Genomic DNA, 13,723 nt, shown 5'->3' with positions numbered 1-13,723 from the left:
TTTAAAAATCTTTTTTTAAGTTAAATTTTTTCATATTTTTTATATATGTGATTCCAATTATGCACAAAATAAATGTAATGGAAAAAGTTAAATACTGTTGTGGATTCATTAATTTTATAAATTTATCATTTTCTCTTATAAAAGAAATATTTATTAATGTGCATTGCCATGCAAAGGGATTAATAAAACAAAGTATTTTTGATGTTAGCATACAAATTATTCCACTTAATGCACCAACTATTGAGAAAAATGAAGTAAAATAAATGGAAGTAACCTTCATTTCCATAATAGTAAAGATTAAAATTGTAAATATATTTATAAATAAAATGCTAAAAAATATTAATAGAAATCTAGATACTAAATCAAAATTTATATTAAAATAAGTTGACTTAGCTGCAATTATTAAAATTAAAATAAACTCTAAGATTAAAGTTAAAATTAATTTCTTTGAGATTAATTTAATTTTATTAAAAAGAATTTTATTTATATTTTCACCACTTATCAGTTGAATCTTCCACATATTATTTTTATCCTCAATTTCAATGGTTCTTTTTACAATTGAAGATAATATAATTGGATTAAAAACTGTTGAGAAAATAAGATAGCTATCTATTAGTGAATAAACAGGAAGCTTATCATTAATAAATGATTTATCAAATCCCATAAATAAAACTATAAAAATATGAGCAAAAAACATTAATAAAAACAATATATTTATTTTTAAATGCTTAAATTTTATAGATTCAATATTTTTCATTACTGCCTCCATTAGTTTCTTTAATAAATAATTTTTCTAAACTTTCCTTTTCTTCAGTTATTCTATAAATATCAACTTTTTCATTTAGCAAATTAACTATTTGTGCAATTTTTTCATTTGAAACTTTACCAAGCATTAAACTATCATTAATAATATTTTTCATAGATAAATTTAAAATATTTGCAGCCTCAAAATTATTTGAAGTTTTAATAGATATATAAGGTGGGTGCATTTCCCTATATTTTTCAAGAGTTCCATTGTAAATAAATTCACCTTTTTTCAAAATTCCAATATGAGTAGATATTTTTTCAATTTCATCTAATAAATGTGAAGAAATTAAAATGCTTGTATTAGTATTTTGTACAATATTTTGAAATAATATTCTCATTTCTTCTATGCCATAGGGATCAAGGCCGTTAATTGGTTCATCTAGTATTAAAAGTTTTGGATTTCCTATTAAAGCCATGGCTATTCCAATTCTTTGTTTCATTCCAAGAGAAAATTCTTTTACTTTATTGTTGGAAACATTGGATAATCCAACTATTTCTAAAACTTTTTCAATTTCATTTGGGTTAATATTTTTAAGTTTGCAAATTATATATAGATTGTCGTAAGCGTTTAAATGATCATAAAAGGAAGGATTTTCAATCAAAGCACCTAAATACTTATTGATATCTTTTTGATTCTTATTAGATACTTCTTCATTAAAAATTGTAACTTTTCCTGAATTTTTCTTTACAAGTCCTAAAATTATTTTCATCAAAGTGGATTTGCCAGCACCATTTGGTCCAATTAATCCATAGATTGATTTTTCTTCAATCTCTAAGTTTTTAATATTTAGTACAGTATTTCCGTTGTAAATTTTAGACACATTTTCCATTTTTAAAATTGTATTCATATTTGCCTCCTTGTTTTCGAATAGATATTATCAAATTAGAATTAAAATAAAATTTAAATAATATCACTTTTACATCACAAAGAATAAATTTAAAAAAGATTATGATAAAATATTTAAATAAAGAGAGGCGATGAAATGAATTCTTATGAAAATTTTAATATTCTCTTAGTAGATGATGAAAGAGAACTCCTAGATAATTTGTATAATTATTTATCAAAGGAAAATTTTAATAAAATAATAACAGCTAAAAATATTAAAGAAGCTGAGTTTAAGCTATTAAACAATGATATTGATTTAGTTGTATTAGATATAATGTTACCTGACGGTAGCGGATTAGATTTTTTAAAGAAAATAAGAAATAATTCTAAAATTCCAGTGATTATTTTATCTGCTTTAGATGGCATCGAAGATAGAAGAGATGGTTTTAAATATGAAGCTGATGACTACATAGTCAAGCCCTTCTTACCTGAAGATTTATTATGGAGAATAAAAGCTGTTTTAAGGAGAATAGATAAATTTAAAGAGGATAATATCATTGAACTTGATAATGTAATTTTTGATAGGGAGAGAGCAGTATTAATAAAAGGTGAAAAAGAAGAAAATTTAACTGCTATTCAATTTAAAATTTTAGATTTACTTTCAAATAATATAAATAAAATAGTATCAATAGACAGAATTTTAGAAGAAGTATGGGGAGATAGTTTCGGATATGAAAACACGCTTATCACTCATATTTATAGACTTAGAGAAAAATTAGAAGAAGATCCGTCAAATCCGAAAATATTAATAAATGTAAGAGGACTGGGATATAAGTTAATTAAAAATAAGTAGGTAGTTTATGTTTAATTATTTTTTAAAAAAATTCACAAAAACTATTTTTAGAATGTTAATTTTATTGTTTCTTTTTTCCTCAATGTTAATTTTACTTTTTTATTTAAGTTATCAAAAAAGAGATATTTATGAAAATCCTAATTCTGTTTACGAACATGTAATTGAAAATAAAAGTAATATCTATTTCAATGAAACAAATAAAAAATTTTTATCTGATAAAAACATATGGGCAATCAGACTTGATGAAAAGGGTAATGTAGTAGAAAGTTTTAATAAACCAAGTAATGTTAAAGAAAAATTTGATATAAAAGATATAGTTAGATTTACAAGATATTATCTTGAAGATTATCCGGTATTTACTTATGTTATTGAAGATGGAATTATAATTTTTGCATATCCAGTGGGAAGTTTAGATAAATTACCATCTAATTTTTATAATTATGATAGCTTATTATTTGTATTTAAAATATTTCTTTTATTTATAATATTATTTTTAGTTTCTATTTATGTTTTTTATAGGATGGATATAAAAAGTATTTATAAAAAACTCTTCCCAATACAAAAAGCCATTGATAATTTATATGAAGATGATTATGAAGTATTAGATGAAAGTGGAGAGTTAAGAGAGTTATCAAAGACAATAAATTATGCAAATAAAAAATATTCTGATTTAAAACTTTCCCAAATAAAATGGATTAGAGGGGTAAGTCATGATTTGCGAACACCTCTTTCTAAAATCACTTGGAATTTAAACAATTTAAAAGAAAATTATGATGAAAGTTTAATTAATAAAACTAATGAAGAAGTAATTAAGGTATCCAATATAATCGAAGATTTAAATCTCACAATGTATCTTGAAAGTGTAAATAAAAACAAATTCACTAAAGAAAATCCTATAAAAATATTGAGAAAATTGATAGTTGAAAAGATAAACGATAATTCAAATAGGGATATAGATTTTAAGTTTAATTATGAAGATATTAATATTTATATGGACGAGCATTTATTTTATAGAATGATAGAAAATGTGTTGAGCAACAGCATTAAATACACAAGTGGTAAAATAAGTGTAATATTAAATGCAAGCGAGGGTATGTTTAGAATTTATATAAAAGATGAGGGAGAAGGAATTGATGAAGAAATTATAGAAAAACTTCAAAATTCAGATATATCAGAGGTAAGAACTCATGGTTTTGGTTTATTTATTTCCAAGCAAATTTGCGAAATTCATAATGGTAATTTTAGGATTTTAAATACTAATGATGGATTAAATGTAATTTTTGAATTTAAATTAGATGATGTAAATAAAAAGCTTTGATATTTTAATAAAAATAGAAAAAGGACTGCCCTAAAATTGTAGGGAAGTCCCTTTTTTATGATTACAATAATTTAAAATACAATAACTTCATATTCATTTTCTACATAATCCTTCATGCCAGCATGACCATTCATATCATCTAAAAGATTTAGTCCAAGCTTTTCATTTTCTTCGTAAACTCCAAAGACTTTAGAGCAAGCCTTGCAAACTCCAACAATTACTTCATCATCAAGAAGTTTTTTGTAAAGCTTATTTTTTTCAGCTTCAAAAATTTTAGGTAGCTTTACAGATTTACCTTCCATAATAATTTTAACTTCATGACCAGACTTAATTAAAGAATCAGCATTTAATAAAACATGCATAAAACACATTTTCTCGCCCTGCATTACGTAAAAAAGTATTTTTCTCATAAATCCTCCTGTTTTTCAAGCTCCACTAAATCATCATAAATTAATTCCAAATCATTGTTGTAAAAAATTTCAATAGAAGCATCGGCACTAAAATCTTTATCCCATTTAGTTACAATTCCAGAAAATCTAGCGTAGCAGTAACCAAAGGATTCGTTAATCACTTCAAAATCATATTCTAAAAATTCTTTTAAAGTTATTTTCTTATAAGTGTTTTCTTCAAATAATTTTATAGTTATATTTGAAACTTCAAATTCCTCTGTTGGAAAGTCTAAATCTTCAAAGTCTTCGTCAAACTCCTTGATAATTCCAGTTATAATTTCGTTCAATTCTTCAGATGAAGGATATTCTATGCTTTCATCTAAATGAAACACAAGTCTTGGATTTGTCATGGCATAGTCCGCTTGCCCTTCATTATTTTCTTTAAAAGTGTATCCATCATCAAAATATAAAGTTATTTTTGATTTTTCTTCCTCAATATTTTCAATCCTACAATCGTGAAAGGAAAAGACTGAATTAAAGGGTTTAACTCTCATATTTACTCCTATTTGTGATATGGGTGATTGTTCATTATTCTAAAAGCTCTGTAAATTTGCTCTACAAGTATTACTCTCATTAATTTATGTGGAAAAGTCATCTTTGAAAAACTAAGTCTAAAGTCAGCACGATTTAAAACTTCATCTGAAAGTCCAAGGCTTCCACCAATTATAAAATTAATATTTGAAAATCCTTCGAGCATTACATTTTTCATCTTATCTGCAAGTTCAACTGAATCAATTGATTTGCCTTTAATATCAAGGGCAATTGTATAAGATCCGTCTTTAATTTTTGATAAAATCTTTTCGCCCTCAATATCCTTAACTCTAATCATATCTTTTTCAGAAAGATTTTCAGGTGCAGCTTCGTCTGGAATTTCAAAAATGCTTAAATCACCATAGGACTTAAGCATTTTTTCATAATTTTTTATTGCATCATTAAAATATTTTTCTTTGACTTTACCAACTGCAATAATATTTATATTCATTATTGTAATTTTTCGATTTCTTCTAAAGCTTTGTCAAAGTTAACTTCGTTAGTTACCTCTTCAACATATTCAACATATGCAACTTTTCCTTCTTTATCAACAATTACAACACCTCTTGCAAGAAGTTGTAATTCTTCCATTAAGAATCCATATTTTTCTCCAAATTCTTTATATCTGTAGTCAGAAATAATATCTGCATTATCAATTCCTTTAGCTGAACAGAATCTATCTTGAGCAAAAGGAAGGTCAACTGTAATAGTTAGAACAACTACATCATCTGATAATTTTGTAGCTTCTTCATTAAAAGTTGTAGCTTGAATTGCACAAACTTTAGTGTCAATTGAAGGTGCAACAGAATAAACTACTATTTTTCCTTCTAAATCTTTTGAGTTAAAATCAGATAAATCTCTTTTAACTGCTTTAAATTCTGGAGCTTTATCTCCAACTTTGATTTGAGTGCCTGCTAGTGTAACTTTATCTCCGCCAAATGTAATATTCATAAATTCCTCCTATAATTAGTTTTAATCTTATTAAAATATATATCCAATTTTTTAAAGCTTATAACATATTCTAAATTTTAATTTTGTAACAAATGTTACCGACTAATTTATTTTCTTCTTATAAAATTAACTCATAAAATAACAGGGGGTATAAAATGTTTTGTTATCAATGTCAAGAAACAGCAGGAAATAAAGGATGTACAAAAATTGGAGTTTGTGGAAAAACTGATGCAGTAGCAAATCTTCAAGATTTACTATTATATTTAACAAAGGGACTTTCTGCTCTTGTAAATAAATTTGAAAGTGTAGAAGAAAAATTTTACGATAAAATTTCCAACAATTTATTTGTAACTATCACTAATGCAAATTTCGATGAAGAGGCAATTTTTATTCATATATTTAAAACTATTGAGTTAAAAAAAGAACTTATTGAAAAGTTAAATAGAGATGACTTAAATGAAATTGAAAGTTTTGTAAGTAGCGACAGAAATGAACTGTTGGTTAAATCCATTGGTGTTGGAGTTTTAAACACTGAAAATGAAGATAAGAGAAGTTTAGTAGAGCTAATAACTTATGGACTAAAGGGACTTGCTGCTTATAATCATCACGCAAATGTGCTTAATTATAGAGATGAAAAAGTTGATAAATTTATCTCAAATGCTTTAGAAAAAATTACAATGGATTTAGAAGTAGATGAACTAGTTAATCTTGTTATAGAAACAGGAAAGCATGGAGTTATGGCAATGGATTTATTGGACCGTGCCAACACAGAAACTTATGGCAATCCAGAGATAACAGAAGTTGATTTTTCTGCAGGAGATAGACCGGGAATTTTAATTTCAGGACATGATTTACACGATATAAAAATGCTTTTAGAACAAAGTAAGGAAAGCGGTGTGGATATTTACACACATTCAGAAATGCTTCCAGCAAATTATTATCCTGAATTTAAAAAGTATAATCACTTCCATGGAAATTACGGAAATAGTTGGTGGAGTCAAAATGAAGAGTTTGAAAAGTTTAATGGTCCTATTTTAATGACTACAAATTGTATAGTACCGCCAAAAAAGGACAACACTTATTTAAATAGAATGTTTACAACATCAAATGCAGGTTATCCTGGAGCTAAACATATAAATGCGGATGAAAGGGGATATAAAGACTTTTCAGAAATTATAGAAATTGCAAAAAATTCTAAAGCACCAACAAATTTAGAAAATACAAAAATCATCGGAGGATTTGCTCACAATCAAGTTATATCACTTGCAGATAAAGTTATAGATGAAATTAAAAAGGGAAATATTAAAAAATTCGTAGTAATGGCTGGCTGTGACGGAAGAAGTGGCAAGAGAAATTATTACACAGAATTTGCAAAAAATCTTCCAAAAGATGTAGTTATTCTAACAGCAGGTTGTGCTAAATATAGATATAATAAATTAGGATTAGGAGATATAAATGGAATACCAAGAGTATTAGATGCAGGTCAATGTAATGATTCATACTCACTTGTAAAAATAGCACTTGCATTAAAAGATGCCTTAGGACTAGAATCAATTAACGACCTTCCTATTGAATACAATATAGCTTGGTACGAACAAAAAGCAGTAATTGTTCTTCTTGCACTTCTTTCACTTGGAGTTAAGAATATTCACCTTGGACCAACCTTACCAGCATTTTTATCACCAAGTATTGCAGAGTTTCTAGTTGAAAACTTTAATATTGGTACAATTTCAAATGTAGAAGATGATCTTGCGAAAATGATTTAATCTAAAAATTCTCCCCTGTGGTATAATTTATTTAAAGAATACACAGGGGAATTTTATGAATTATAGTGAGATTAATATTTTTAAGGGATTAACAGAATATGAAATAAAAAATCTTTTGTCCAGCACTGAAACTGAAATAAAAACATTTAAAAAAGATGAATATGTCTTTAGAGAAGGTGAAGTATCCAATGACTTTTATTATTTAATTGAGGGCGAAATTATAGTCTTTCAAATAGATAATTATGGAAATAGATTTATCTTTCAAAAAATCGAAGAAAAGACAGGATTTGGGGAAGTCTATGCCTTTTTAAATGAACCCTTTGATTTCGATGGAGTTTGCGAAAGAGAAAGCAAAGTCTTAATAATAAAAAACTTTAAGAAATTATTTGAAAATTCAAATGAGCAATTTTTTAAAAATTATATTAATTTTATTTCCAATAAGTGCTTAAATCTATCTAGGAAAAATCAAATTACATCGAAAAAGACTTTGAGACAGAAAATTTGTAAATTTATATTAGATAAAGAAGAAAGCGGCAGTCTAACTCTTACAATGAATAGGGAAGAATTGGCAGATTATATAAGCACGACAAGACCTTCATTATCAAGAGAACTTTCTAAGATGGCAAGTGAAAATATAATTGAAATACAGGGGAAAGAAATAAAAATTTTAGATATAGAAAAAATAAGAAGTGAAATATAGCACCTAGAATTATCTGGTGTTTTTTATTGTTTGATAAAGTATGAAAAAGCCTTTGAAATATTAGCAGGCTGCCCTTTAATGGTAGCGAATAAAATGCGACTGGATAAGGAGCATTTTAGAGCGAGTCGGAAAAGGTAGAAAATTTTAATTTGCATTCTTCACGCCGATTAATGAGCTTAGCGAAATTAGAGGCGAAGAAGAACCAACGGCACAGCGAGGGCTGTCTTCTTCTTTTGATGCTTCTTCTCTTGCTACACCTTAGCAGGCTACCCTTCAGGGCTGTCTGCTTCTAGTTAATGGCGACTGTCTTAGATAACAAAAAAAGACTGCTCACAAAGAGCAGCCGTAAAAATTTATTTTTCTTTAAACATCATAAGCATAATTTTTGTAGAAATATAAAATAATATAAGAACTGAGAAAACTCCGATAAGTCCAAATATTGCAACTTCTACAGCGTTCATAAACATATTTGTATCCATATTATCACCTCTACATAAACATTGGAACTAGAGCAAGAATCATTGATCCTGCAACTACTGATCCAAGTTGTCCAGCTACGTTAGCACTCATTGCTTGCATTAGGATAAAGTTTGTTGGATCTTCTTTTGTAGCAATTGATTGAACAACTCTACCACTCATTGGGAATGCTGAAATACCAGCAGCTCCAATCATTGGATTTACTTTTTCCTTTAAGAATAAATTTAAGAACTTAGCAAATAAAACTCCACCAGCTGTATCAAAGATAAAGGCAACAAGTCCCATTGCAAGAATCATTAATGTGTTGATATTAAGGAATGCATCAGCTGACATTGTTCCCCCAATTGTGATACCAAGTAGGATTGTTACAAGGTTAGATAATTCGTTTTGTGCTGATTGTGAAAGTCTTTCAAGCACGCCACAAACTCTAATTAGGTTACCAAACATTAATGCTCCTATAAGAGCAACTGACATAGGAGCGATAACTCCTGCGATAACTGTAATTACAATAGGGAATAAGATTTCTACAATCTTAGGCACTTTTACAGTTGTATACTTCATACGGATTTTTCTTTCGTTAGAAGTTGTTAAAAGTTTAATTACAGGTGGCTGTATAATAGGTACAAGTGACATATAAGAATAAGCAGCAACAGAAATAGGTCCAAGATAGTTAGGAGCAAATTCCTTAGCTACGTAAATACTTGTAGGACCATCAGCAGCACCAATTATACCAATTGAAGCAGCTTCAGGTAATGTAAATTTACCAGTTGATACTGCAAATAGCATAGTGGCAAAGATACCAAATTGAGCCGCCGCTCCAAAGAACAGCATAAATGGTGAAGCGATAAGAGGTTTAAAGTCAATCATAGCTCCAACGCCAATAAAAATTAATACAGGGAAAAGCTCAGTTGCAATACCTGCGTGATATAAAATAGTTAAAAATCCATGTTCTCCAACTGCTGAAGAAAGAGGGATATTAGATATAATAGCTCCAAATCCAATAGGTAGTAAAAGAGCTGGCTCGTATTCCTTAGCAATCGCAAGATAAATTAAAAGTCCTCCGATGATAAACATAATTACATGTTTAATCTCTAAATTCATTATTCCTTCTAATAATATTTCCAAATTTTACCTCCATTTTCAAATTTTAAACCACCCCTAAGGGCGGTTTATTATACATATAGTCTCAATCCACCAGAGATAACAGTTCCCACTACAAGTAGTACGAAAACTCCAATCAGCCACTTAGCAGATTCTTTTTGCCATTGTCCCATATCTAGGTCTAATAGTCTTAAAAGTAGATAAATAAATGCAACAAGTGGGCTTAGTAAGTGGAATGCTTGTCCCATTAATGAAGCAAGGGCAAGTTCCATATTTGTAAATCCATAATTTATTCCAATTTCTGCAAGTGGTGGCAAGATACCAAAGTAGAAACCGTCGTTGGAAATAAAGAATGTTCCTGGAGCTGAAATAAGTGCGATTACAATTCCCCAGAAGTGTCCAAGTTTTTCAGGGATAATACTTGTTAAAGATTTTGCCATAGCATCACTTAAACCTGATCCTTGGAATAATCCCATAAATACTCCGGCACCAAATACTAAGATAACAACTGACACAGCATCTCCGGCATTATCAGATATTCTCTTCCCTTGATCGGAAAGCTTAGGATAGTTTACCATAAGTGCAATGACTGTGCCAACTAAAAATAATAAAAGTGGTGGAACAGAAATTGAGTCGATAAATGATCCGGCAACTAACCAGCCTATAAGAACAATAGTAAGAATTGCATTAAAAGCCCATCTATCTGGTCTTCTAAGTTTTTGTTCTTCAGGATCTTTAACTGCAAGAAGCTCTTGAATTTCTTCTTCAGTCATGTGCTTAACTCCAAGTCTTTCTCTTTCTTTTTTACCCATGTATGGAGCAACGATAAAGAGTACATAAAGTATTGAAAGAACCATACCTGGTGCAAGATAGCCAAGGATTTCAGCACCTACATCCATAACTGCCATGGCTCTAGCAGTAGGTCCTCCCCAAGGAAGAAGATTCATAATAGTATTTTGCATGATTATCAAAACACCAAGATTCATTATTTTCATATTTAACTTTTGATAAATTGGTAAGAATGCTGCAACACAGATAAGTGTTGTAGTAGTTCCATCACCATTAAGTGAAATAGAAGCTGCAAGAACTGCAGTAGCAATAAGAACCTTCATAGGGTCTCCGCCAGCAAAGCGAATCATTTTTTCAGTTATTGGATCGAAAAGTCCAGCATCGAGCATAATGGAGAAAAATAGTATAGCAAATAATAGCATAATTCCTGTTTTTGCAGTTCCATCAACACCTGCAAGAACCCATTCTCCAATGTTACCATCGTTTGCAACGCCTGTAAATTTTGCAATTAATGCGAAAATTAATGGAATGATAACAAGAGATGCAAAAGGCGTCATCTTTTTTGTAAGGATAACGTACATAAATACGACTATCATTACCCAAGACAAAATAGTTAGCATAATTTTACCTCCTAAAATTAATAGATATAAAACATTTTATTTAAAATGATATCTTTATGTTATGATATATCACTTTAGAGAAAAAGGAAAGTCAAAAGTTTGTCAAATATTTTATTAATTTTTGTAAAGAAATCAAAATAATTTTGTTAAAAAAACCTCAGCAACACATTGCTAAGGTTTTCATAAATTAATATTCATTTATTTTATTTGCAAAACTTTCGAGCGATTTGTTTAGAAAAATTATTGCGATAATTGTCATAATTATAAAATAAATTATGGAAAAAATTTTCACGTAGAAAAAATCAAGTTCAAGCTTAAAAAATATCACATATCCAACAATAGCTGAAGCAATAATAATTGCAATTGTAATTAGAGAAAATACAAATATAGAAAAGTTTCTCTTTACAGCTTCTTGAGGATTGTCCCAGTCAAGCTTTGCATTATTAATTCCAAAATACATTCCTATACTTGTTGAAAAAAATGTGCCAAGTAAAGTCCCAAGAATCATCCCATAAAGATAAATTAAATTAAATTTTGTGAGATAAGTCAATATTAAAATCATTGGAACTACATTTAATATTCCAAAGAAAATCGAGCTCATACATCTTCCAATAATTTGATCTTTGTAAGAAATGGGAAGAGTCTGCATTAGATAAATTAATTTTCCCTCTCTTGTGATACTTGTAATTGAAAGTGGCTGAATAAATATTGCGTAACTGAAAAATATAATTGCAATAAATATAAATACATCTGAATGAAGAACTTCAAGAGTTTCAAAATCGCTAATTACATTTCTTATAGTATCTAGATTTCCACCTTGACTTAACAAATTAATAAAAATAATTATTGGAAAGATTATTCCTGTAATACCAATATTAAAGAGATAAACTGGAGTCTTTAAAATATTTAATAAATCTTTTTTTGCAATAGTAAATCTAACAGAACTTTTTTTGTCATCTCCCTTTGCTTTTCTCTTATTAGTTGTAACTTCATTTTTTAGTACTCCCGTAACCATAATATTGGATATCGGATAACTTATTGCTAGAAATAAAATTACGACAATTACAAGAGCCACAAATCCAATTAATAGACTCATATAATTATTTAGAGAATAAATCTTTTGAAGTAAAAATAATTGAGGAAAAACTATCTTTAAAAGATTTAGAACTTCCATATAATCTAAATTTGAATTGTTGATTATAATTTGTGGGGAAAAGGAAATAAATAGAATTAATAAAAATCCAATTCCCTGTAATATATTTTTAAGCCCACCTCTACCTGCAAAGACTGACATAAAAAGTATTACAGCAATAGAAATAAGTAGTATCGTAAAGATTATATTTGCAAAAATTAAAAGCGTCACTCCAATTATATTTACAAAACTTGCAGAATCATATCTCATGAGTCCAAAAAATAATGGAACTAAAAGAACTATAGAAATCGATGAAGTAGAAAATATAGAAACTATTATTTTTGAAATATAAATATTATTTCTTTTAATAGGAAGTGATAATAAAATTCTAACATCTTGTGAGTAATAAATTCTTGAAATAATTGATGCAGTTTCAAAAACCACCGCCAATACTGAAATCGCAGCTCCATAAGAAGTTAGCATATAAATTCCTGCCCCATTTTTTATTGCAATTTGAATTACACCTAGATATACAAAACCATAAACTATTAAGAAATAAACTATAAGAACAAAAATTAAAAAACTTTGCAGAAATGAACTGCCTTTTTTCTCACGAATCTTTTCAAGAGGTCCTTTAAAACTCAGATAAAAATCTTTTTTTAGTAGTAAAATTAATTCTTTCATTCCGTTAACTCCAAGAATATTTTCTCTAAGCTGCCACTTTCGTGAGCTTTTTCCTTTATTTCATCAAGACTTCCCTCTGCAATAATCACACCTTTATTAATAATTGCAATCCTGTCGCATAATTTTTCTGCAACTTCCATAACATGAGTTGAAAAGAAAATAGTCTTGCCATCATCTGCACGTTCTCTCATAATATTTTTAAGTCTAAAGGAAGATTTTGCATCAAGACCAACCATTGGTTCGTCTAAAATAAGTAATTCAGGATTGTGAATTAAAGCTCCAATAAGAACTATCTTTTGTTTCATCCCGTGAGAGTATGCTGAAATTAAAGTATCTAAACTACTTTCCATTTCAAAAATTTCTGAATATTTTTTAATATTTTCAACTCTTGTTTTAACATCCATCTCAAATACATCAGCAATAAAATTTAGATATTGTCTGCCGCTCATTGTGTCATAAATTTCAGGACTGTCTGGCACAAAGGCAAATTTTTTCTTAGATTCAATAGGATTTTCTAAAGTGTCAATTCCATCGATAGAAATTTTTCCACTGTCTTGTTTGAGCATTCCGACAATCATTTTAATTGTAGTAGATTTTCCAGCACCATTAGGTCCAAGAAATCCATAAATTTGGCCACTAGCGATTTCCAAATTTAAATTATCAACTGCCTTTTTAACTCCAAAGGTCTTTGAAACATTTTCTATTTTAATCATAAAGGC

General features: G+C 28.4%; 15 protein-coding genes. 4 read left to right on the top strand and 11 right to left on the bottom strand.

From position 1 onward, the window contains the following. Position 1 precedes the first annotated feature (1 nt). Positions 2 to 757, bottom strand: coding sequence for a hypothetical protein (locus KQI68_RS07910; RefSeq protein WP_216549598.1), 756 nt, complete (start codon positions 755 to 757; stop codon positions 2 to 4). Beyond that, complete coding sequence (locus KQI68_RS07905; RefSeq protein ID WP_216549597.1) at positions 744 to 1,655, bottom strand: ABC transporter ATP-binding protein; 912 nt, start codon at positions 1,653 to 1,655, stop codon at positions 744 to 746. Before KQI68_RS07905 ends, KQI68_RS07910 begins: the two co-directional genes overlap by 14 nt. 135 nt (positions 1,656 to 1,790) lie before the next feature. Here KQI68_RS07905 and KQI68_RS07900 point away from each other — a divergent pair, with 135 nt between their 5' ends. Together KQI68_RS07900 and KQI68_RS07895 are read left to right on the top strand one after the other, a co-directional pair. Continuing rightward, complete coding sequence (locus tag KQI68_RS07900) at positions 1,791 to 2,486, top strand: response regulator transcription factor (RefSeq protein WP_216549596.1); 696 nt, start codon at positions 1,791 to 1,793, stop codon at positions 2,484 to 2,486. Positions 2,487 to 2,568: 82 nt separating this feature from the next. Continuing rightward, positions 2,569 to 3,804 carry a sensor histidine kinase gene (locus KQI68_RS07895; RefSeq protein ID WP_343221696.1) on the top strand — a complete coding sequence of 412 codons (1,236 nt, stop codon included), beginning with the start codon at positions 2,569 to 2,571 and terminating at the stop codon, positions 3,802 to 3,804. Between the two features lie 71 nt (positions 3,805 to 3,875). On the opposite strand, the gene KQI68_RS07890 is transcribed toward KQI68_RS07895, so the two are convergent. The 4 genes from KQI68_RS07890 to tpx are packed head-to-tail and all read right to left on the bottom strand — an operon-like array spanning position 3,876 to position 5,735. Next, complete coding sequence (locus tag KQI68_RS07890; RefSeq protein WP_216549594.1) at positions 3,876 to 4,214, bottom strand: DsrE family protein; 339 nt, start codon at positions 4,212 to 4,214, stop codon at positions 3,876 to 3,878. Then, positions 4,211 to 4,747, bottom strand: a complete 537-nt coding sequence (locus KQI68_RS07885; protein WP_216549593.1) for a hypothetical protein — start codon at positions 4,745 to 4,747, stop codon at positions 4,211 to 4,213. Before KQI68_RS07885 ends, KQI68_RS07890 begins: the two co-directional genes overlap by 4 nt. A gap of 8 nt (positions 4,748 to 4,755) precedes the next feature. After that, complete coding sequence (gene rlmH, locus KQI68_RS07880; RefSeq protein WP_216549592.1) at positions 4,756 to 5,235, bottom strand: 23S rRNA (pseudouridine(1915)-N(3))-methyltransferase RlmH; 480 nt, start codon at positions 5,233 to 5,235, stop codon at positions 4,756 to 4,758. Continuing rightward, on the bottom strand, positions 5,235 to 5,735 hold the full coding sequence (gene tpx, locus KQI68_RS07875) for a thiol peroxidase (RefSeq protein ID WP_216549591.1): 501 nt from the start codon (positions 5,733 to 5,735) through the stop codon (positions 5,235 to 5,237). The genes rlmH and tpx overlap by 1 nt, the downstream gene beginning before the upstream one ends. Positions 5,736 to 5,890: 155 nt before the next feature. Between tpx and hcp the strand changes: the two genes are divergently transcribed. Then, complete coding sequence (gene hcp / locus KQI68_RS07870) at positions 5,891 to 7,501, top strand: hydroxylamine reductase (protein ID WP_216549590.1); 1,611 nt, start codon at positions 5,891 to 5,893, stop codon at positions 7,499 to 7,501. Between the two features lie 55 nt (positions 7,502 to 7,556). Next, on the top strand, positions 7,557 to 8,201 hold the full coding sequence (locus KQI68_RS07865) for a Crp/Fnr family transcriptional regulator (protein ID WP_216549589.1): 645 nt from the start codon (positions 7,557 to 7,559) through the stop codon (positions 8,199 to 8,201). A gap of 353 nt (positions 8,202 to 8,554) precedes the next feature. Here KQI68_RS07865 and KQI68_RS10445 read toward each other — a convergent pair whose 3' ends face one another. The 5 genes from KQI68_RS10445 to KQI68_RS07845 all read right to left on the bottom strand — a co-directional run bounded on the left by KQI68_RS10445 (position 8,555) and on the right by KQI68_RS07845 (position 13,717). Then, positions 8,555 to 8,680, bottom strand: coding sequence for a hypothetical protein (locus KQI68_RS10445; RefSeq protein WP_281422253.1), 126 nt, complete (start codon positions 8,678 to 8,680; stop codon positions 8,555 to 8,557). 10 nt (positions 8,681 to 8,690) lie between these two features. Then, entirely contained in the window at positions 8,691 to 9,803 is a 1,113-nt protein-coding gene (locus KQI68_RS07860; RefSeq protein ID WP_216549588.1) for a sodium ion-translocating decarboxylase subunit beta, read from the bottom strand. Between the two features lie 47 nt (positions 9,804 to 9,850). Further along, the gene (locus tag KQI68_RS07855) at positions 9,851 to 11,188 is read right to left on the bottom strand and encodes a CitMHS family transporter (RefSeq protein WP_216549587.1); all 1,338 of its coding nucleotides are present in this window, start codon (positions 11,186 to 11,188) and stop codon (positions 9,851 to 9,853) included. A gap of 187 nt (positions 11,189 to 11,375) precedes the next feature. Beyond that, a complete protein-coding gene (locus tag KQI68_RS07850; protein ID WP_216549586.1) occupies positions 11,376 to 13,004 on the bottom strand; it encodes a hypothetical protein in 1,629 nt (542 codons plus the stop codon). Continuing rightward, positions 13,001 to 13,717, bottom strand: coding sequence for an ABC transporter ATP-binding protein (locus KQI68_RS07845; RefSeq protein ID WP_216549585.1), 717 nt, complete (start codon positions 13,715 to 13,717; stop codon positions 13,001 to 13,003). Before KQI68_RS07845 ends, KQI68_RS07850 begins: the two co-directional genes overlap by 4 nt. Positions 13,718 to 13,723 lie beyond the last annotated feature (6 nt).

The sequence above is a fragment of the Peptoniphilus ovalis genome (genome assembly GCF_018919265.1).
GTDB classification, from domain to species: Bacteria; Bacillota; Clostridia; order Tissierellales; family Peptoniphilaceae; genus Peptoniphilus_A; species Peptoniphilus_A ovalis.
This window is presented reverse-complemented; position numbering and strand designations above follow the sequence as displayed.